The organism is Pseudomonas alkylphenolica (assembly GCF_004025535.1).
GTDB lineage: Bacteria > Pseudomonadota > Gammaproteobacteria > Pseudomonadales > Pseudomonadaceae > Aquipseudomonas > Aquipseudomonas alkylphenolica_A.
Genome location: NZ_QJRG01000047.1, coordinates 270,572 through 290,515, shown reverse-complemented (window position 1 = coordinate 290,515; position 19,944 = coordinate 270,572). Strand labels below are relative to the sequence as shown.

18 protein-coding genes are annotated in these 19,944 nt (G+C 58.8%); 1 reads left to right on the top strand and 17 read right to left on the bottom strand.

The features are described 5' to 3' along the window. Positions 1-26: 26 nt before the first annotated feature. The 10 genes from brnQ to sdhC form a co-directional block, all read right to left on the bottom strand. Positions 27-1,340, bottom strand: a complete 1,314-nt coding sequence (gene brnQ / locus DM813_RS16650; protein WP_128324482.1) for a branched-chain amino acid transport system II carrier protein — start codon at positions 1,338-1,340, stop codon at positions 27-29. A gap of 297 nt (positions 1,341-1,637) precedes the next feature. After that, positions 1,638-2,522 carry a succinate--CoA ligase subunit alpha gene (gene sucD, locus DM813_RS16645; RefSeq protein WP_038613108.1) on the bottom strand — a complete coding sequence of 295 codons (885 nt, stop codon included), beginning with the start codon at positions 2,520-2,522 and terminating at the stop codon, positions 1,638-1,640. Continuing rightward, on the bottom strand, positions 2,522-3,688 hold the full coding sequence (sucC, locus tag DM813_RS16640; RefSeq protein WP_038613110.1) for an ADP-forming succinate--CoA ligase subunit beta: 1,167 nt from the start codon (positions 3,686-3,688) through the stop codon (positions 2,522-2,524). The genes sucD and sucC overlap by 1 nt, the downstream gene beginning before the upstream one ends. A 175-nt stretch (positions 3,689-3,863) precedes the next feature. Continuing rightward, complete coding sequence (gene lpdA, locus DM813_RS16635; protein ID WP_128324481.1) at positions 3,864-5,300, bottom strand: dihydrolipoyl dehydrogenase; 1,437 nt, start codon at positions 5,298-5,300, stop codon at positions 3,864-3,866. 94 nt (positions 5,301-5,394) lie between these two features. Then, entirely contained in the window at positions 5,395-6,615 is a 1,221-nt protein-coding gene (gene odhB / locus DM813_RS16630) for a 2-oxoglutarate dehydrogenase complex dihydrolipoyllysine-residue succinyltransferase (RefSeq protein WP_128324480.1), read from the bottom strand. Positions 6,616-6,657: 42 nt separating this feature from the next. After that, positions 6,658-9,489, bottom strand: coding sequence for a 2-oxoglutarate dehydrogenase E1 component (locus DM813_RS16625; RefSeq protein WP_128324479.1), 2,832 nt, complete (start codon positions 9,487-9,489; stop codon positions 6,658-6,660). A gap of 244 nt (positions 9,490-9,733) precedes the next feature. After that, positions 9,734-10,438 (bottom strand): succinate dehydrogenase iron-sulfur subunit, encoded by a 705-nt coding sequence (locus DM813_RS16620; protein ID WP_045188779.1) that lies wholly within the window; start codon positions 10,436-10,438, stop codon positions 9,734-9,736. Positions 10,439-10,450: 12 nt separating this feature from the next. Then, a complete protein-coding gene (sdhA, locus tag DM813_RS16615) occupies positions 10,451-12,223 on the bottom strand; it encodes a succinate dehydrogenase flavoprotein subunit (RefSeq protein ID WP_045188782.1) in 1,773 nt (590 codons plus the stop codon). 3 nt (positions 12,224-12,226) lie between these two features. Next, positions 12,227-12,595 (bottom strand): succinate dehydrogenase, hydrophobic membrane anchor protein, encoded by a 369-nt coding sequence (gene sdhD / locus DM813_RS16610; RefSeq protein WP_128324478.1) that lies wholly within the window; start codon positions 12,593-12,595, stop codon positions 12,227-12,229. Then, positions 12,589-12,975 (bottom strand): succinate dehydrogenase, cytochrome b556 subunit, encoded by a 387-nt coding sequence (gene sdhC / locus DM813_RS16605; RefSeq protein ID WP_197876969.1) that lies wholly within the window; start codon positions 12,973-12,975, stop codon positions 12,589-12,591. The genes sdhD and sdhC overlap by 7 nt, the downstream gene beginning before the upstream one ends. A gap of 350 nt (positions 12,976-13,325) precedes the next feature. On the opposite strand from sdhC, the gene gltA reads away from it, so the two are divergent. Beyond that, a complete protein-coding gene (gene gltA, locus DM813_RS16600; protein ID WP_128324477.1) occupies positions 13,326-14,615 on the top strand; it encodes a citrate synthase in 1,290 nt (429 codons plus the stop codon). A 99-nt stretch (positions 14,616-14,714) separates the two neighbouring features. On the opposite strand, the gene DM813_RS16595 is transcribed toward gltA, so the two are convergent. The 7 genes from DM813_RS16595 to DM813_RS16565 form a co-directional block, all read right to left on the bottom strand. Beyond that, positions 14,715-15,317 carry an START domain-containing protein gene (locus DM813_RS16595; protein WP_128324476.1) on the bottom strand — a complete coding sequence of 201 codons (603 nt, stop codon included), beginning with the start codon at positions 15,315-15,317 and terminating at the stop codon, positions 14,715-14,717. A 32-nt stretch (positions 15,318-15,349) separates the two neighbouring features. Next, entirely contained in the window at positions 15,350-15,604 is a 255-nt protein-coding gene (locus DM813_RS16590; protein WP_128324475.1) for a YkgJ family cysteine cluster protein, read from the bottom strand. Between the two features lie 128 nt (positions 15,605-15,732). After that, a complete protein-coding gene (locus DM813_RS16585) occupies positions 15,733-16,134 on the bottom strand; it encodes a translation initiation factor 2 (protein ID WP_241653186.1) in 402 nt (133 codons plus the stop codon). 129 nt (positions 16,135-16,263) lie between these two features. Further along, entirely contained in the window at positions 16,264-17,709 is a 1,446-nt protein-coding gene (locus DM813_RS16580; protein WP_128324473.1) for a PLP-dependent aminotransferase family protein, read from the bottom strand. A gap of 210 nt (positions 17,710-17,919) precedes the next feature. Further along, positions 17,920-18,729, bottom strand: coding sequence for an OmpA family protein (locus DM813_RS16575; RefSeq protein WP_128324472.1), 810 nt, complete (start codon positions 18,727-18,729; stop codon positions 17,920-17,922). Next, positions 18,726-19,079 carry a DUF4398 domain-containing protein gene (locus DM813_RS16570; protein ID WP_128324471.1) on the bottom strand — a complete coding sequence of 118 codons (354 nt, stop codon included), beginning with the start codon at positions 19,077-19,079 and terminating at the stop codon, positions 18,726-18,728. The genes DM813_RS16575 and DM813_RS16570 overlap by 4 nt, the downstream gene beginning before the upstream one ends. Before the next feature lie 9 nt (positions 19,080-19,088). Further along, a complete protein-coding gene (locus DM813_RS16565) occupies positions 19,089-19,895 on the bottom strand; it encodes a substrate-binding periplasmic protein (protein ID WP_241653185.1) in 807 nt (268 codons plus the stop codon). Positions 19,896-19,944: the final 49 nt, after the last annotated feature.

The following is a 19,944-nucleotide window of genomic DNA, read 5'->3' as shown; positions in this document are numbered from 1 at the left end:
GCCGACGCCGGGTGCCGGGCTGATTCTTACGCCAGCGCTTCGCGCGGCTTGCCCAGCATGCGGTCACAGATTACCGCCGCGACCAGGGTGACCACCGAAGGTACCAGCCACGCCAGGCCCTGCTCGCTCAGCGGCAGGTGCGCCATGAAGCCTGGCAGCATGTGGCCCAGGGTGGTGCCCTTGATGGCGTCAACCATGCCAAACAGAAGCGATACCAGCATGACCGGCGCGAGGATGCGCACCTGCGAGTTCCACAGGTCTTTGCAGAAGCTCAGGCCCACCACCACGATGCACGGCGGATAGATGGCCGTCAGCACCGGAATCGAGAACATGATCAGCTTGGTCAGGCCCAGGTTGGAGATCAGCAGCGAGAAACCGCAGAGGATCACCACCAGGGTACGGTACGACAACGGCAACACCTGGCTGAAGTACTCGGCACAGGCGCAGGTCAGGCCCACCGCAGTCACCAGGCACGCCAGCGCGATGAGCACGGCGAGGAAGCCACTGCCCAGCGAACCGAAGGTGTGCTGCACGTAAGCGTGCAGAACGGCCGCACCATTGGTTGCACCTGCAGCGATGTCATGGCTGCCCGCTCCCAGGCGGAACAGGCTGATGTACACCAGCGCCAGGCCCACACCGGCGATCAGGCCGGCAATGATGGCGTAACGGGTAATCAGCCGCGGAGACTCGACGCCACGGGAACGGATCGCATTGACGATAACGATACCGAACACCAGTGCGCCCAGGGTATCCATGGTCAGGTAACCGTTGATAAAGCCCTGCGAGAACGCCGAAGCCTGATAGGCCGGCTGCGCTTCACCGATGGTGCCGGCTGGCAGCATGAAGGCAGCAATGCCCAAAGCCGCCAGGGCAATGATCTTCAGCGGCGCCAGGAAGCGACCCACGGTGTCCAGCAGCTTGCCCGGGTACATGGACACAGCCAGGACGATCACGAAGTACACAAGACTGTAGATGAACAGCGCAGTCGGGCTTTCGCCGGTCAGCGGCGCTACGCCCACTTCGAAGGACACCGTCGCGGTACGCGGGGTGGCGAACAGCGGGCCTACCGACAGGTAGCAGACAGCCGCAAGCAAGCCACCGGCAATCTTGCCGATCGGACTGCTGAGCGCATCCATGCCACCACCGACCTTGGCCAGTGCGATGACGGTGATTACCGGCAGGCCGACGGCCGTGATCAGAAAGCCCAGTGCAGCCATCCACACGTGGGGGCCGGACTGCAGGCCGACGATCGGCGGGAAAATAATGTTGCCCGCACCGACGAATAACGCGAACGTCATAAAACCAAGCGCCAGGACATCCTGGCCTTTCAAGACTTTCATTTAAGGAAATACCACACTTCTGAAATCGGGATTTAGAGAGGGATTTCCCCTGGGGTGAGGGAAAATGTAGCCCGTCCGGATGAGACAGACCCTTTAAAGCATGCCCGTGCCCTTTTGGGGCACCGACATAAAAGTGCTCACAGTGTAACCAAGTTGCACCTGCTACGCACAATTGACTGACGAGGTGTCCTATCGGCAAATAAGTTTGTCGCCTGGGTGACACCTATTGGCGACTGGCTGTTGCGAGGCAAAAAAAAAGGCCACCCGAAGGTGGCCTCTTTTTAACTGGGCAGCTGATTACTTCTTGACTTCCCAGCCAGTCAGCTCGGCCAGGGCCTTGCCGATGTCTGCCAGCGAACGCACGGTTTTCACGCCGGCGTCTTGCAGCGCAGCAAATTTCTCGTCTGCAGTGCCTTTGCCGCCGGAGATGATCGCGCCAGCGTGACCCATACGCTTGCCCGCAGGAGCGGTAACACCAGCGATGTAGGAAACAACTGGTTTGGTCACGTTTGCCTTGATGTAGGCAGCAGCTTCTTCTTCAGCGGAACCGCCGATCTCACCGATCATGACGATCGCTTCGGTCTTCGGGTCTTCCTGGAACAGCTTCAGGATGTCGATGAAGTTCGAGCCAGGGATCGGGTCACCGCCGATACCAACGCAGGTGGACTGACCGAAACCGGCGTCAGTGGTCTGCTTGACCGCTTCGTAGGTCAGGGTGCCGGAACGGGAAACGATACCGACCTTGCCTGGCAAGTGGATGTGACCTGGCATGATGCCGATCTTGCACTCGCCCGGAGTGATGACGCCTGGGCAGTTAGGGCCGATCAGGGTAACACCCAGCTCGTCGCACTTGACCTTGGCATCCAGCATGTCCAGGGTAGGAATGCCTTCGGTGATGCAGACGATCAGCTTGATGCCGCCGAAAGCAGCTTCCAGGATCGAGTCTTTGCAGAAAGGAGCCGGAACGTAGATGACCGAAGCGTCAGCACCGGTAGCCGCAACGGCTTCTTTAACGGTGTTGAACACTGGCAGGCCCAGGTGAGTGGTGCCGCCTTTGCCTGGAGTCACGCCGCCAACCATCTTGGTGCCGTAGGCGATGGCTTGTTCGGAGTGGAAAGTACCTTGCGAGCCGGTGAAGCCCTGGCAGATGACTTTGGTGTCTTTATTGATCAGGACGCTCATTACTTGCCCTCCGCAGCTTTGACAACTTGTTGAGCAGCGTCGGTCAGGCTGGTTGCCGCAATGATGTTCAAACCGCTTTCTGCCAGAACTTTAGCACCCAGTTCAGCGTTGTTACCTTCCAGGCGAACAACAACCGGCACTTTCACGCCGACTTCTTTCACAGCGCCGATGATGCCTTCGGCAATCATGTCGCAGCGAACGATGCCGCCGAAGATGTTGACCAGAACGGCCGCGACATTGCTGTCGGACAGAATGATCTTGAAGGCTTCGGTAACGCGCTCTTTGGTAGCACCACCACCTACGTCGAGGAAGTTGGCTGGCTTGCCGCCGTGCAGGTTGACGATGTCCATGGTACCCATGGCCAGGCCAGCACCGTTGACCATGCAGCCGATGTTGCCTTCCAGGGCCACGTAGTTCAGCTCGAAGCTGGCAGCGTGGGCTTCACGAGGATCGTCCTGCGACGGGTCGTGGAAGGTTTTCAGCTTAGGCTGACGGTACATGGCGTTAGCGTCGATGTTGATTTTCGCATCGAGGCAGTGCAGGTCGCCGTCGGCCTTGATGACCAGCGGGTTTACTTCCAGCAGGGCCAGGTCGTGTTCTTTGAACAGCTTGGCCAGGCCGACGAAAATCTTGGCGAACTGTGCAACTTGCTTGCCTTCCAGACCCAGCTGGAACGCCAGTTCACGACCTTGGAATGGCTGAGCGCCAACCAGTGGATCGATAGTAGCCTTGATGATCTTCTCAGGAGTGTCGTGAGCGACTTTCTCGATGTCCACGCCACCTTCGGTGGAGGCCATGAACACGATACGACGGCTCGAACGGTCGACTACAGCGCCCAGGTAAAGCTCTTTGGCGATGTCAGTGCAGGATTCGACCAGGATCTTGGTCACTGGCTGACCGTTGGCGTCAGTCTGGTAAGTCACCAGACGCTTGCCCAACCACTGCGCAGCGAACGCCTTGGCGTCTTCTTTGCTGCGAACCAGCTTGACGCCGCCCGCTTTACCGCGACCACCGGCGTGAACCTGAGCTTTTACAACCCACTCGGTGCCACCGATTTTTTCGCAGGCTTCTGCTGCAGCTTCAGGGGTGTCGACTGCGAAACCCTTGGAAACTGGCAGGCCGTATTCAGCGAACAGCTGCTTACCCTGATACTCGTGAAGATTCATGCTTTTTACCGTCTTCGTTAGGTACTGCGCTTCGGCGCTGCGCTCGCTGGGAGTGCCGCGCCACCTGTGACTGCTTTCCCCCGGTATGCTCCGGGAGTACGAGTCCGGCGGACTTTCCGCGGTGAGTCATGCACGCAAGACTCACGACGGGCCACCCGCCGTGGTTTCTTATTGTTTAACGCTTCTTACGGTTGGCTACGTGAATGGCACCGCCATTCACAGCCAGTGCGGCTTCATGCAGCGCTTCGGACAGGGTCGGATGGGAGAAAACCATCATGCCCAGGTCTTCAGCGCTGGTGCCGAATTCCATTGCGATTGCACCCTGCTGCACCAGTTCGGCAGCCGATGGGCCAATCACGTGTACACCCAGAACGCGGTCGGTTTTGGCATCGGCGATGACTTTGACGAAACCACCGGTGTCGTTGGCCGCCATCGCACGGCCGCTGGCCGCGAACGGGAAGGTGCCCACGTTAACCTCAACGCCTTCAGCCTTCAAGGTCTGTTCGGTTTTACCGACCCATGCAATTTCCGGATGGGTGTAGATAACCGACGGGATCAGGTCGTAGTTCATCTGGGCTTTGTGGCCTTTGATGCGCTCGACAACCATGATGCCCTCTTCCGAGGCTTTGTGCGCCAGCATCATGCCACGAACCACGTCACCAATGGCGTAAACGCCCGGAACGCTGGTCGCGCAATGATCATCGACGAAGATGAAACCACGCTCGTCGATGGTCACGCCGCTATCGGCAGCCAGCAGGTCAGTGGTCACTGGACGACGGCCGACGGCAACGATCAGCTTGTCGAAGGTGATCTTCTGCTCGCCGTTGGCATCGGTGTAGGTCACTTCGACTTCAGCGCCGTTGACCTTGGAGCCGGTCACGCGAGCGCCCAGCTTGATGTCCAGACCTTGCTTGGTCAGGGTCTTCAGGGCTTCCTTGGAGACGGCAGCGTCAGCAGCCATCAGGAAGGTGTCCAGGGCTTCCAGGACAGTCACTTCTGCGCCCAGGCGAGCCCAGACCGAACCCAGTTCCAGACCGATGACGCCAGCACCGATAACGCCCAGGCGCTTAGGTACGGCCTGGAATTCCAGGGCGCCGGTGGAGTCAACGATGACGTTCTGGTCGACCGGAGCCGGCGGAATGTCGATCGGACGCGAACCGGACGCCAGGATCACGTTTTCGGCTTCGATGATTTCGGTGGTGCCGTCAGCCTTGGTGACTTCGACTTTCTTGCCAGCCAGCAGTTTGCCGTGGCCCTGGATCGAAGTAACGCCGTTGGCCTTGAACAGGGTGGCAACACCGCCAGTCAGGTTCTTGACGATGCCGGCCTTGCGGCCAACCATCGCAGCGACGTCCATTTTGACTTCGCCGGTCGAGATACCGTGGACGTTAAAGCTTTCTTTGGCTTCCTTGTACTTCCAGGAGCTGTCCAGCAGTGCCTTGGAAGGAATGCAACCCACGTTCAGGCAGGTACCGCCGAGGGCCAATTTGCCTTCGCCGTCAGTGTACTTCTCGATACAGGCAGTGCTCAGACCGAGTTGCGCAGCCTTAATAGCAGCTACATAACCGCCAGGGCCTGCGCCAATCACTACCACGTCGAATTTCTGGGTCATAAAAGATTCCTTTTAGCTTCAAGCCACAAGCTGCAAGCTGCAAGACGACCCGCTTCTACCTGAAGCTTGTCGCTTGCACCTTGCAGCTGTTTTTTTAGATGTCCAGCAACAGACGAGCCGGGTCTTCCAGCAGGTTCTTGATGGTCACCAGGAAGGTCACGGCTTCTTTACCATCGATCAGGCGGTGATCGTAGGACAGCGCCAGGTACATCATCGGACGGATCACGACCTGACCATTGACGGCCATAGGACGCTGGATGATGTTGTGCATGCCCAGGATTGCGGCCTGAGGTGGGTTGACGATCGGCGTCGACATCATCGAACCGAAGGTACCACCATTGGTGATGGTGAAGGTACCGCCGGTCATTTCGTCGATCGACAGCTTACCGTCGCGCGCTTTTTTACCGAAAGTGGCAATGCCGTTTTCGATTTCAGCCAGGCTCATTTGCTCGGCGTTACGCAGAACCGGTACGACCAGACCACGGTCGCTGGAGACGGCAACGCCGACGTCCGCATAGCCGTGGTAGACGATGTCGGAACCGTCGATCGAGGCGTTGACAGCCGGGAAGCGCTTCAGTGCTTCGGTGGCGGCCTTGACGAAGAACGACATGAAGCCCAGGCGAACGCCGTTGTGGGACTTCTCGAACAGGTCCTTGTACTTCGAACGCAGGGCCATGACTTCGGTCATGTCGACTTCGTTGAAGGTGGTCAGCATGGCCATGTTCGACTGTGCTTCGACCAGACGCTTGGCAACGGTGGCACGTACGCGAGTCATCGGTACACGCTTCTCGGTGCGGTCGCCGGCAGCAACGATCGGCGCAGCGGCAGCAGCGGCAGGCTTGGCAGCTGGAGCGGCAGCCGGAGCGGATTTCTTCGCTTCGATGGCAGCTACAACGTCTTCCTTGGTGATGCGACCGTCTTTACCGGTGCCCTTGATGCTGTTCAGCGCGATGCCGTTCTCTTCTGCCAGCTTGCGAGCAGCCGGAGCGCCGATGGCGTCTTCGTCCGAGGCAGCAGCAGGCGCGGCAGCAGCAGCCGGAGCAGCAGCGGCAGCAGCAGGCGCGGCGGCAGCAACGCCACCGGCTTCGATCGAACCCAGGACTTCGTCGGACAGGACGGTTTCGCCCTCGCCCTTGACGATAGCGCCCAGTACGCCGTCGGCAGTCGCCAGTACTTCCAGAACGACTTTGTCGGTCTCGATGTCGACGATCAGCTCGTCACGCTTGACGGCTTCGCCCGGTTTCTTGTGCCAGGTGGCAACGGTGCCATCGGCAACCGATTCCGGGAAAGTAGGGGCTTTGATCTCGATAGCCATTATCAGTGGTTCCTTAAATTCGGTTTCTAGTGCGCGATGGCATTAAACGGTGAAGGCATCTTGCAGCAGTTTTTCCTGCTGCTCGGCGTGCATCGAAGCGTAGCCACAAGCGGGTGCTGCCGAAGCATCACGACCAGCGTATTCCAGAACCAGCTCTTTATTGTGGCGGGTCAGGATACGACGCATGTGGTGTTGGCTGCTGTACCAGGCACCCTGGTTCATCGGCTCTTCCTGGCACCACACCACATCCTTGAGATTGGTGTACGGCGCGAGGATCTCGACCAGATCGTCCTCAGGGAATGGATACAGTTGCTCGATACGAACGACAGCGATGTCTTCGCGGCCTTCGGCACGGCGTTTTTCCAGCAGATCGTAGTAGACCTTGCCGCTGCACAGGACCAGGCGAGTGACCTTTTTCGGATCGAGGGTATCGATTTCCGGGATCACGGTCTGGAACGAGCCTTCGGCCAGTTCTTCCAGGGTCGAGATGGCCAGCTTGTGGCGCAGCAGCGACTTTGGCGTCAGTACGATCAGCGGCTTACGCAGCGGACGGATGACCTGACGACGCAACAGGTGGTAGATCTGAGCCGGCGTGGTCGGTACGCAAACCTGGACATTGTGCTCGGCGCACAGCTGCAGGTAACGCTCCAGACGTGCCGAGGAGTGCTCAGGCCCCTGCCCTTCATAACCGTGCGGCAGCAGCATGGTCAGACCGCACAGACGGCCCCACTTGTGCTCACCACTGGTGATGAACTGGTCGACAACCACCTGGGCACCGTTGGCGAAGTCACCGAACTGCGCTTCCCAGATCACCAGCGCGTTTGGCGTGGTGGTGGAGTAGCCGTATTCGAAAGCCAGTACCGCTTCTTCCGAGAGGAAGGAGTCGTACAGGTCGAACTTCGGCTGGCCGCCGAACAGGTTCTGCAGTGGCAGGTAGGTGCTGGCATCTTTCTGGTTGTGCAATACCGCGTGGCGGTGCGAGAAAGTGCCGCGACCGATATCCTGACCCGTCATGCGGATAGGATGACCTTCGAACAGCAGGGTCGCGTAGGCCATGGTTTCGGCGTAGCCCCAGTTGATCGGCAAGCCACCGGCCTGCATCTTCTGGCGATCTTCGTAGATCTTCGAAACCTGACGCTGAACCACGAAACCTTCTGGCAGTTCCAGCAGTTTGGCCGACAGTTCCTGCAGGGTCTTGAGGTCGAAACGCGTGTCGTGACGCGCGGTCCAGGTGTGACCCAGGTACGGACGCCAGTCAACGAACAGCTCTTTGTTCGGCTCTTTGACCAGGCTTTTTACTACGTGCAGACCGTTGTCCAGCGCGTTGCGGTACTCGTCGACCTTGGCCTGGACGCGCTCGGCATCGAGGCTTCCCGACTTGGTCAGCGCTTCGGCGTACAGCTCACGGGTGGTGCGCTGCTTGGCGATCTGCTGGTACATCAGCGGCTGGGTGCCGTTCGGCTCGTCGGCCTCGTTGTGGCCGCGACGACGGTAGCAGACCATGTCGATAACCACGTCACGCTTGAACTGCATGCGGTAGTCGACGGCCAGCTGGGTCACGAACAGCACTGCCTCAGGGTCATCACCGTTGACGTGCAGGATCGGCGCCTGAATCATCTTGGCGACGTCTGTAGCGTACTCGGTGGAACGCGAGTCCAGCGGGTTGCTGATGGTGAAACCAACCTGGTTGTTGATCACGATGTGCACGGTACCGCCGGTTTTGAAACCGCGGGTTTGCGACATCTGGAAGGTTTCCATGACCACGCCCTGACCGGCAAATGCCGCGTCGCCGTGGATGGAAATTGGCAGAACCTTGTCACCCACGGTGTCGTTGCGACGATCCTGACGGGCGCGCACCGAACCTTCTACCACTGGCGAGACGATTTCCAGGTGGGAAGGGTTGAACGCCATGGCCAGGTGGACTTCGCCGCCAGCGGTCATCACGTTGGACGAGAAGCCCTGGTGGTATTTAACGTCACCGGAACCCAGCTCGACCTTCTTCTTGCCTTCGAACTCGTCGAACAGATCGCGCGGGTTCTTGCCAAAGGTGTTGACCAGTACGTTCAGACGACCACGGTGGGCCATACCGATCACGACTTCCTTGGTACCGTAAGAACCGGAACGCTGAATCAGCTCGTCCAGCATAGGAATCAGGCTTTCGCCGCCTTCCAGGCCGAAACGCTTGGTGCCCGGGTACTTGGTGCCCAGGTACTTTTCCAGACCTTCTGCTGCGGTCACACGCTCGAGCAGGTGGCTCTGGACATCCGCAGAGAAAGCCGGGCGACCACGAACGCTCTCCAGACGCTGCTGGAACCAGCTGCGCTGCTCGGAGTCGACGATATGGGTAAACTCGGCGCCAATGGTGCGGCAATATGTCTGCTGCAAAGCGTCGAAGATTTCGCGTAGGCTCGCTTCCTCTTTGCCGATGAACAGGTCGCCGGCACGGAAGGTCGTATCTAGATCGGCATTGGTCAAGCCGTAATGATTGATCGACAGGTCTACTGGCGCAGGGCGCTGCCACAACCCCAGGGGGTCGAGCTTAGCGGCTTGGTGGCCGCGCATACGGTAGGCCTGGATCAGTCGCAGTACTTCAACCTGCTTCTTCTCGTGTTCACTGCTCACGCTCCCGGCAGATACCGGTTGGGCGCGGCGCTGGTTCTTTGCCAGCAATACGAAATGGTCGCGGATCGTCGAGTGCGATACATCGGTAGCGGTGCTGCCTTCGGCGGGCAACTTCTGGAAGTAAGTGCGCCACTCTTCTGGCACAGCGTTAGGGTCGTGCAGGTAGAGTTCGTAGAGCTCTTCCACATATGCAGCGTTACCACCTGAAAGGTGGGCGCTTTCCCACATGCGCTGCATCACGCTTTCTTGCATGCTTGGTCACCCTCGGTTAGGGGACGGATCGGCGAGAGCCACAGCAAGCCTGGAAAAGTCCTAATGCAGCGACCGAACCAAGCCACCAAGGATCCCACAGATTTTCCGGGTACCAGCCCGGAAGCCCCTGCTGGTCTCATATCTTCATAGGTAAAGCTCGGGCCTTGTAAGCCCTCGCTTGGTTTCACCTCGGTGCGGGCAAGGGCCCGCACTTCGGCGTGCTACGGGTACAACACTTTTAAAATCAGGTACCGCTTTGCAGCAGCATGTTACGTACGTGACCGATTGCCTTGGTCGGGTTCAGACCTTTAGGGCAAACGTTTACGCAGTTCATGATCCCGCGGCAGCGGAATACACTGAACGGGTCGTCCAGCGAAGCCAGACGCTCCTGGGTCTTGGTGTCACGGCTGTCGGCCAGAAAACGATAGGCCTGCAGCAGCGCAGCTGGACCGAGGAACTTGTCAGGGTTCCACCAGAACGACGGGCAGGAAGTCGAGCAGCAAGCGCACAGGATGCACTCGTACAGACCGTCCAGCTTTTCACGCTCTTCCGGCGACTGCAGACGCTCGATGGCCGGAGCCGGCGTGTCGTTCTGCAGGAATGGCTTCACCTTCTCGTACTGCTTGTAGAAGATGCTCATATCGACGACCAGGTCACGAATGACCGGCAGCCCAGGCAAAGGACGGATGATCAGCTTGTTACGCTTGACCACCGCCGACAGTGGCGTGATGCACGCCAGGCCGTTTTTGCCGTTGATGTTCATACCGTCGGAACCGCATACACCTTCACGGCAGGAACGACGATACGAGAAACCTTCATCCTGTTCTTTGATCAGTGCCAATACATCCAGCACCATCAGGTCTTTGCCACCGGTATCGACCTGGAACGTCTGCATTTTCGGCGCAGAGTCGGTATCGGGGTTGTAACGATAGACTTCGACTTGCAACATAGCGACCACCCCTTAGTAAGTCCGGACTTTTGGCTCGAACGCCGGTACGGTTTTCGGCGCGAAGTTGACGGCGCGCTTGGCAACGCGCTTTTCGCCCGGGAAGTACAGGGTGTGGCACAGCCAGTTTTCGTCGTCACGATCTTCGAAGTCTTCACGGGCGTGCGCACCGCGGGACTCTTTACGTACTTCTGCAGCGATTGCGGTAGCTTCAGCGACTTCCAGCAGGTTCTGCAGCTCCAGCGCTTCGATACGCGCGGTGTTGAAGGCCTGGGACTTGTCGTTGATCTTGACGTTGGCAATACGCTCGCGCAGCTGAGCCAGTTGCTCGATACCCTTCTGCATGTATTCGCCGGTACGGAACACACCGAAGTAGTTCTGCATGCAGCTTTGCAGCTCGCGACGCAGGGTAGCCACGTCTTCACCGGTGTTGCGCTCGTTGAGCTTGTTCAGGCGGCTCAGGGCAACGTCGATGTCGGTGTCGCTGGCGTCGAGGTATTCGATACCGTCGGTCAGCGCTTTTTCCAGGTGCAGGCCAGCAGCGCGGCCGAACACGACCAGGTCGAGCAGCGAGTTGCCGCCCAGACGGTTGGCACCGTGAACCGATACGCAGGCGACTTCGCCCACAGCGAACAGACCCGGGATGATCTGGTCAACGCCGTCGGCGTCTTGAGTCATCGCCTGACCATGAATGTTGGTGGCAACGCCGCCCATCATGTAGTGGCAGGTCGGAACAACAGGTACCGGAGCAACAACAGGGTCAACGTGGGCGAAGGTCTTGGACAGTTCACAGATGCCTGGCAGGCGGCTGTGCAGTACTTCTTCACCCAGGTGGTCAAGCTTGAGCATCACGTGGTCGCCGTTAGGGCCACAGCCGTTACCGGCGATGATCTCTTTAACCATGGAACGGGCCACAACGTCACGACCGGCAAGGTCTTTGGCGTTAGGCGCATAGCGCTCCATGAAACGCTCGCCGTGCTTGTTGATGAGGTAACCACCTTCACCACGGCAGCCTTCGGTAACCAGTACACCGGCGCCGGCGATACCGGTCGGGTGGAACTGCCACATTTCGATGTCCTGAACCGGAACACCGGCACGCAGCGCCATGCCGATACCGTCACCGGTGTTGATCAGGGCGTTGGTGGTCGACGAGTAGATACGACCTGCACCACCAGTGGCCAATACAGTGGCCTTGGCTTTGATGTACAGGGTTTCGCCGGTTTCGATGCAGATCGCGATCACACCGACGAACGCGCCTTCCTGGTTCTTCACCAGGTCAACAGCGTAGTACTCGTTCAGGAACGTGGTACCTGCCTTCAGGTTGCCCTGGTACAGGGTGTGCAGCAGCGCGTGACCGGTACGGTCGGAAGCAGCACAGGTACGGGCGGCCTGGCCACCTTTACCGAAGTCCTTGGACTGACCACCGAACGGACGCTGGTAGATACGGCCGGTTTCGGTACGCGAGAACGGCAGGCCCATGTGGTCCAGTTCGAAAACTGCAGCAGGACCTTCCTGACACATGTACTCGATAGCGTCCTGGTCACCGATGTAGTCGGAACCCTTGACGGTATCGTACATGTGCCAGCGCCAGTCATCGTTCGGGTCAGCCGAAGCGATGGCGCAGGTGATGCCACCCTGGGCCGATACAGTGTGCGAACGGGTCGGGAAGACCTTGGTGATCACGGCAGTCTTGTGACCACCTTGAGCCAGCTGCAGCGCAGCGCGCATGCCGGCACCGCCACCACCAACAATGATGGCGTCGAATGAAATCGTAGGAATGTTAGCCATGAATCAGATACCCCAGAGAATCTGCACACCCCAGACGAAGTACGCGAACATCGCAACACCGCATACCGCCTGGAACAGGAAACGTACAGCAGTCGCCGACTTGCCCAGCGCCATTGGCGTCAGGTAGTCAGTTGCGATGGTCCACATGCCGACCCAGGCGTGAGCGCCCAGGGCAACCAGTGCCAGCAGACTGAAGATACGCATCGCGTTGTTGGAGAACAGACCGTGCCACTGGGCATAATCAATGCCCGGGTGCGCGGCGAGGTATCCGATCAGGAAAATGAAATAAGCCGCGAGAACGACCGCAGAAACACGCTGCGCCATCCAGTCATAGAGGCCCGAACGCGAGAGGTTCGTGACGTTAGTTACCATATCCAAACTCCTGCCAGCACGATCAGCACCACGGAAGCGGCGATGATGATTTTCGAGCCCAGTCTTCCGCCTTCCAGCGTCTCACCGATGCCCATGTCCATGATCAAGTGGCGCACACCGGCTACCAAGTGATACAGCAAGGCGGACAGGAGGCCCCATGCCACGAACTTGGCCAGCGGACTGGTCAAGCATGCCTTCACCTCGGCGAAACCTTCCTCCGAACCCAGGGATTTGCCCAATGCATAAAGCATGAAGCCAAGGCCCAGGAAGAGGATGATGCCGGATACACGGTGAAGAAATGACGTAACGCCGGTAATGGGGAGTTTGATGGTCCTTAGGTCTAGGTTTACAGGTCGTTGGCTTTTCACGGCTTTTTTCACACTGAAGAGCCCCTAGCAAGCAGGGCAAAGTTGTTGGTAAGTGTACTGGTCAGGTACCCACCACCCAGGGAGTGACGACCCCAGCAACACGGGCTTGCAAGCCCCTGGCGGTCGGGTGCCGATTATAGACAGTTAGGTCACTAATGACAACGCAAGCCCCTAGCCCAAATAGCGCATTGCCTTTAGCGCATAAAAGGCGTAAACGGGCGGCAATTTCGAGGAAAAACGGCGCCCAAAGCCCTTTACAACCGTGCTTTAGGCAAATTGACATTCGAATTTATCTCACTATAGTGGTGCGGGCCCTGCGTGGGGGGTCTGTCTGATGATTTCAAGCATTAATAGGAGGCCACATGGCTGACAAAAAAGCGCAGTTGGTCATCGAGGGCGCAGCCCCCGTCGAGCTGCCCATTTTAACCGGCACCGTTGGTCCCGATGTTATCGACGTTAGAGGGTTGGGGGCCACGGGTCACTTCACTTTCGACCCTGGTTTCATGGCGACCGCATCCTGCGAGTCGAAGATCACTTATATCGACGGCGACAAGGGTATCCTGCTGCACCGCGGTTATCCGATCGAACAGCTCGCTGAAAAATCCGATTACCTCGAGACCTGCTACCTGCTGCTCAACGGCGAACTGCCGAATGCCGAGCAGAAGGCCCAGTTCGTCAGCACCGTGAAGAATCACACCATGGTGCACGAGCAGTTGAAGTCCTTCTTCAACGGCTTCCGCCGCGACGCCCACCCGATGGCCGTCATGTGCGGCGTGGTTGGCGCCCTGTCGGCGTTCTATCACGACTCGCTGGACATCAATAACCCGCAACACCGCGAAATTTCTGCAGTTCGCCTGGTCGCCAAAATGCCGACCCTGGCCGCGATGGTCTACAAGTACTCCATGGGTCAACCCATGATGTACCCGCGCAACGACCTGTCGTACGCAGAAAACTTCCTGCACATGATGTTCAACACGCCGTGCGAGATCAAACCGATCAGCCCGACGCTGGCCAAGGCAATGGACCGGATCTTCATCCTCCACGCCGACCACGAACAGAATGCGTCGACCTCCACCGTGCGCCTGGCAGGCTCCTCGGGTGCCAACCCGTTCGCCTGTATCGCTGCCGGTATCGCTGCACTGTGGGGCCCGGCTCACGGCGGCGCCAACGAAGCCGTTCTGACCATGCTCGATGAAATCGGCGATGTCTCGAACATCGACAAGTTCATCGCCAAGGCCAAGGACAAGAACGATCCGTTCAAGCTGATGGGCTTCGGTCACCGCGTTTACAAGAACCGCGACCCACGCGCCACCGTGATGAAGCAGACCTGCGACGAAGTCCTGCGCGAGCTGGGCATCAAGAACGACCCGCAGCTGGAACTGGCCATGCGCCTGGAAGAGATCGCCCTGACCGATCCCTACTTCATCGAGCGCTCGCTGTACCCGAACGTCGACTTCTACTCGGGGATCATCCTCAAGGCGATCGGCATTCCAACCAGCATGTTCACCGTGATCTTCGCCCTGGCGCGGACCGTCGGCTGGATCTCGCACTGGAAAGAAATGCTCTCCAGCCCGTACAAGATTGGCCGTCCGCGCCAGCTGTACACCGGCTACGAAGCACGCGACATCGTCAAGCTGGAAGACCGTAAGTAAGCCTTGCGCTGAACACGAAAAAGGCTGCCCTCGGGCAGCCTTTTTTATTGATTGGAAATAGAACAGTTACTGTTTTTCTCTACCCCTGCTCAACTGTACTTATGGTCGCTCGGCTTTCGCCTTCAACGCCTTCAATGTATTGAACGGCGCATCCACCACAAACTTGTTGGCAACCATCGACGGCACGCTGCCCCCTGGCTCGGTATGGACCTGATAGGTCACTTCAGTGCCACCGTCCTTTGGCTGCAACTTCCAGAAACCTTCGACCTGGGCCACACGCACAAAGCCTTTTTCCTCGGGCAGGTACTTCGGCACACCCTCCAGCTTGCGGGTGACACTGCCATCGGCATCCTGGGAGGTGGTGATATGCAGGATCGAGTCGCGCGGGGTAACCGGCCACGGCGTACTGAACTGGGTGTAGGTCCAGCTCTGATCACCTTCGGCCTTGAGCAGCTTTTGCGACTTGCACTCGTGAATCCAGGCACACGCACCGGCAACATCTTCCTGCAGCGCCCGCACCTTGGCCAACGGCGCCTTGATAAAGGTTACGCCGCGATACGCCTTGTAATCCGAACCGGCAATGCTCGCCAGCGACACCTTGACGCCCTGCTCGTCCTTGGCCACTTCCCACTCTTCGGCGTGTGCTACGCAAGCCAGCGCGCTCAACCCCATCACCAGTGCTACTTGCTTAAACGATCCCATGCTCTTGTTCCTTATTATTGAAGATCCAGCTTTCAAGCCGCCGTCATTTGCTCCAGCCAGCCCAGAATTCTGATTGCCTCGTCACTGCTGCTGCCACACACGTCCACGTCAGCCTTGAAGCCACCGCACACCGCAGGCCGCTCGGGCTTGCCAAACAAGCCGCACAGATTGACCACCGACAGGTGCAAACAGCGCTCGCCCGCCGGCTTGCCATTGGGCATGCCAGGAATCGGCGAACTTATGGAAGGCGCGATGCAGCAAGCGCCACATCCTTCACGGCAATTCATGACAACAGAACCCTCGGCACAGCAAATGATGAATGAACCCGGATAGTAACCGTTTAAACGGTCGTTTGAAATTGCCGGAAAGATGAAAAATCACGCCAACCGCCGTGACCCATGAGTCAGCCCAGTTGCTATTGCTTGAACTCGAACTCGATCGCCGCGCCTTCGATATCCGTTTGCCGGGCATCATTGCGCAACTGCAGCTGCATTTCGTTGCTCAGCAGGCGACCGTTAAGCTGAAATGGGCTATCCGAAGGCGGTTTTTCACCAAACAGGTAAGGCAATAGCGGCTTGGGCGTAGGCACCGGATCTTGAGTGGCCGGCTTGAGGTCTTTGACCATTTCGACCGGCAGACGCAAATCCAGCTTGGCTGAAGGCAACGCTGCCGGGGCACTCTTGGTGGTCTTTTTCGCCTTGGCGGCCGGCTTTTTATTGACCGGCGCCTTCTTGACCTGCTTTTGCTGGACCGCGGGCTTGGCTTTTGAGGTGGCACTGGCGGGCTTGCTCGGTGTAGCTGTGGGTGTCTGGGCCATCAGATTCCCGCTACCAGCCAGAAAACCCAGCAAGCACAGAAACACGCCAACCCGAGACATGGCTTTCATAGACACCAAAATCACCCGCAAAAATACATAGACTCCCCGTACCCGGGAAGCCTGGAAAACCTAAAAAAAGTTGGCCGCGCCAGACTCCTGGCATAACTGACTGGCCAACATGCCCAGCGTCACCACCGCCCTTTCCGCCTCACGATTCCATGGAATACCGCAGTTCAGGCGTATGCAGTGGTTGAACTGCTCTGTATTACTGAAAATAAGCCCCGGGGCGATACTGATGCCCTGCTGCAGTGCGCGCACGTGCAGCTCCTGGGTGTTGACCCGGCCAGGCAAGCTCACCCAGAGAATGAAGCCGCCTGTCGGACGCGTCATTTGCGTCCCCTCAGGGAAATGTTGCTGCACGGCCAGTTGATATGCACTCAGATTTTTCCGGTACTCCTGTCGGATGTAACGCAGATGCCGATCGTAGCCACCATTCTCAAGATAAGAAGCGACGCCCATCTGCGTGACGCTGCAGGCCGAATGCGTGGTAAACGTCTGCAGCCGCTGGATTTCCGCCTGGTACTTACCCGCAATCATCCAGCCGATACGCACCCCGGGCGACAGGGTCTTGGAAAAACTCGAGCAGTAGATTACCCGCCCCAGGCGGTCAAACGCCTTCAGCGCCTTGGTTTTACCCTGCTCGAACATCAACTCGCCGTAGATATCGTCCTCGACGATCTGAATGTCGAAATCCGAAGCCAGGCGCAACAACTGCTTTTGCCGCTCTTCAGGAATGGTGCCGCCCAGCGGATTGCTCAGGCGCGCAGTCAGTACCAGCGCCTTGATCGGCCACTGATTAGCCGCAAGCTGCAAGGCTTCCAGGCTGATGCCGGTAGACGGATCACTCGGGATTTCGATGACTTTGAGCCCCAACAAATCGGCCAGTTGCAGCAACCCATAATAAGTCGGCGACTCGGCCGCGATCAGGTCACCCGGCTTGGTCAACACCCGCAGCGACATTTGCAGCGCATCCACACAGCCATGGGTGACCACCACCTCACTGGGGTCTACCACCACCCCGGCATCACGCATGCGAATGGCAATCTGCCGGCGCAAGGGCTCAAAACCCGGGCTGAACATATAGCTGAAGGCCCGCGGGCTATGGAACCGGGTGACCTTGGCCAGTTGCTGATGCAGCGCCCGCACCGGCAAGTAATCGACATGCGGTACTGCAGCCCCGAAAGGAAACACCCCGTCGCGTCGGGCCTCGGTGAGTACTTGCTGGATGATGCTGCTGCGGGTGACCAGACCTGGACGCTCTACCCTGGCGATATCCGGGGTCTGCGCGGTCAATGCCGGCGTCTGGTGCACATAATAGCCAGACTGCGGTCGCGCACGGATCAGCCCCTGGTCTTCCAGATTGGCATAAGCCTGCAACACCGTGGCGTGGCTTACGTTGAGCTGCGAGCTCATTTTGCGCACCGACGGCACCCGCTCACCCGGCTGATAGACACCCCTACGGATGTCTTCGGCCAGCTGCTGGGCGATACGCTGGTAGAGCAACAGGTTGGTCATGATCGGTTCTCGACACGCAGGCAATGTAATTGTTGTTGTACGACTCGATAATGGAGCCAGAATACCGGAACAGTTGCAAAGTGTACTGGGACAGATTGCAGAATAGTCGACAATACAGTTGTGTGACAGCACCCCTTGTCAGCCATCTACACTGCCCATAAAAAAACCCGATGAGCGATGCTCACCGGGTTTTTTTCAGCACTTCACGCCTTAGCGCGCCGCGCCGAGTTTGCCTTTGGCGTCGGAGAACACAATCTCGACGCGGCGGTTCTGCGCCCTGCCCCGCTCCGAGGCGTTGGCTTCGACCGGGTACTGATCACCGTAGCCCTCAACCTGGATTCGCTTTTCGTCGACCCCCAGGTCGACCAGCATGTCGGCAACTGACTGAGCCCGATCGCGCGACAACTTCAGGTTGTCGTCCGAGGCGCCGGTGCTGTCGGTATAACCTTCGATGCGTACCACACGCTTGGGGTTGAGCTGCAGGAACTGCACAAGCTTGAGCACGGTACGGCTCGCCGAATTTTTCAGCTCTGCGCGGCCGGTGTCGAAGAGTACGTCACCCAGGGTCATGACCAGCCCACGATCACTCTGTGTCGTGGCCAGGCTGACGATCTGCGCTTCGAGCCATTTGCCCTGCTGCTGCACACTGGCGAGCTTGGCCTCGCGCAGCGCCAGCTGCAGGCGTTGGCGCTCCAGCTCAAGCTTGGCCAGACGCTCCTGGTTGAGCACCAGGTTGCTGTGCTCGCGGGCAATGTCGCTGTAGCGCTGGCTCAGGTAGGCATAGTGGCGCACATCTGCCCCGGTACCGAAGTAGCTGGACAGCCGCTCCGCCCGCGCGAGCGATTCGCCGGCTCGAATAACATCCCGCGGCGCACTGCGCAGCACGTTGGAGTCATCCTTGACGGTCTGGAACTTGGCCGTTGCCTCATCCAGTGCCGACTCACTACGCTGGCTGGCACAGCCCTGCAGCCCAACGAGGCCGATCAACAGCAAGGCCGCCATAGGTTTGATCGGACTCATGGCTGCGCCCCCAACTGTTTGCGCAGGCGATTGACCCGCGACTGCAGCTGGTCAAGCTGTTCATTGCTTTTGCTGGTCAGCACCAGCGCCTCGGCCAGGCGTGCATCGAGCTCGGCCTGTTCGGCGCGCATGCGTGCATCGCGATAGGACTCATTGGCCATGTTGACCTGAGCACGCGCCATCTTGTCTTCAGCCATCTTCAGCTCGGCCACCTCATCGGTCGCCCCGACAGCCTTGGCTTGCTCCAGCGCCTGTTCAGACAGGCGGAACTGCTCGTTGGGTGCCGGGTCATTGGCACATCCGGCCAACGCCAGCAGCGCCAGCGCGGCAAAAAAAGGTTGGATTCTCACGCAATCTTCCTACTGTTTGGGGGCATCCTGCGGTGCCTGCGTTTGCGCTTTCCAGCGCTCTATATTGCGTTGCAGCACCGCCTGAGACACGCCGGAGGTCGGCAATTCTGTCAGCTTTTTAGCCAGTTGTCCGCGTATCCAGGCGTCATTGCAGGCTGAATTATGCGATAACGCCAGGTACAGGCCCGGCCGATCCAGCGGCAGCCCGCGGGGCACCAGTACATCCGCCATACCCAGGGACTGGACCATGGCCATGCCGGAGTAACGCCCGGCCAGCACATAGTCCACCTGTCCCAGCAACAATTGCTGAAATGCCTGAGTCAGGTTCTGCGCCTCGGAAAGCTTCAGCTGCGCCTTGGCCAAGGCTTCAAAGTGCGGGGTCAGGCGGGCTTTTTGCGACAGGCTGCCCTGATGCCCGTGCAGATCGGCCAGCCCTTCATAGATCAGCGGCGAATCATGGCGGGTCCACACTAGGTACTCGTTCTGCATCAGCGGCGGGTGAACATAGTCCATGCTGGTCAGTTCGCTGACCAGCAGCGGCGCATCAATAAGCATATCCACGCGCCCGCTTCGTACTTCTGCCCGCGCATCACTGCGCTTGCCGCTGTAGAGCACCTCGATTTTCACCCCGATTTCGGCCGCAACCTGCTGCAGCAGATCGGCATTGGCGCCAACCAGGTGCCGGGGATCTTTCGGATCACGCCACAGGTAGGGGGGCGCGTCGGGACTGCCGGTGACCACCAGCCGCTCGCACTTGCCTATCGCCATGGCCTGCAACGGCAACAGCACTGCAGCCGCCATCAGCGCCACACTCATCCGACCCCGCCATCCCATGCAAACCACTCCCACCTTTCTTCAGAACATA

Bases quoted from the DNA above. Each gene is read 5' to 3' on its own strand.
- brnQ (WP_128324482.1), bottom strand. From the start codon at position 1,340: ATGAAAGTCTTGAAAGGCCAGGATGTCCTGGCGCTTGGTTTTATGACG.
- sucD (WP_038613108.1), bottom strand. From the start codon at position 2,522: ATGAGCGTCCTGATCAATAAAGACACCAAAGTCATCTGCCAGGGCTTC.
- sucC (WP_038613110.1), bottom strand. From the start codon at position 3,688: ATGAATCTTCACGAGTATCAGGGTAAGCAGCTGTTCGCTGAATACGGC.
- lpdA (WP_128324481.1), bottom strand. From the start codon at position 5,300: ATGACCCAGAAATTCGACGTGGTAGTGATTGGCGCAGGCCCTGGCGGT.
- odhB (WP_128324480.1), bottom strand. From the start codon at position 6,615: ATGGCTATCGAGATCAAAGCCCCTACTTTCCCGGAATCGGTTGCCGAT.
- DM813_RS16625 (WP_128324479.1), bottom strand. From the start codon at position 9,489: ATGCAAGAAAGCGTGATGCAGCGCATGTGGGAAAGCGCCCACCTTTCA.
- DM813_RS16620 (WP_045188779.1), bottom strand. From the start codon at position 10,438: ATGTTGCAAGTCGAAGTCTATCGTTACAACCCCGATACCGACTCTGCG.
- sdhA (WP_045188782.1), bottom strand. From the start codon at position 12,223: ATGGCTAACATTCCTACGATTTCATTCGACGCCATCATTGTTGGTGGT.
- sdhD (WP_128324478.1), bottom strand. From the start codon at position 12,595: ATGGTAACTAACGTCACGAACCTCTCGCGTTCGGGCCTCTATGACTGG.
- gltA (WP_128324477.1), top strand. From the start codon at position 13,326: ATGGCTGACAAAAAAGCGCAGTTGGTCATCGAGGGCGCAGCCCCCGTC.
- DM813_RS16595 (WP_128324476.1), bottom strand. From the start codon at position 15,317: ATGGGATCGTTTAAGCAAGTAGCACTGGTGATGGGGTTGAGCGCGCTG.
- DM813_RS16590 (WP_128324475.1), bottom strand. From the start codon at position 15,604: ATGAATTGCCGTGAAGGATGTGGCGCTTGCTGCATCGCGCCTTCCATA.
- DM813_RS16585 (WP_241653186.1), bottom strand. From the start codon at position 16,134: ATGGCCCAGACACCCACAGCTACACCGAGCAAGCCCGCCAGTGCCACC.
- DM813_RS16580 (WP_128324473.1), bottom strand. From the start codon at position 17,709: ATGACCAACCTGTTGCTCTACCAGCGTATCGCCCAGCAGCTGGCCGAA.
- DM813_RS16575 (WP_128324472.1), bottom strand. From the start codon at position 18,729: ATGAGTCCGATCAAACCTATGGCGGCCTTGCTGTTGATCGGCCTCGTT.
- DM813_RS16565 (WP_241653185.1), bottom strand. From the start codon at position 19,895: ATGAGTGTGGCGCTGATGGCGGCTGCAGTGCTGTTGCCGTTGCAGGCC.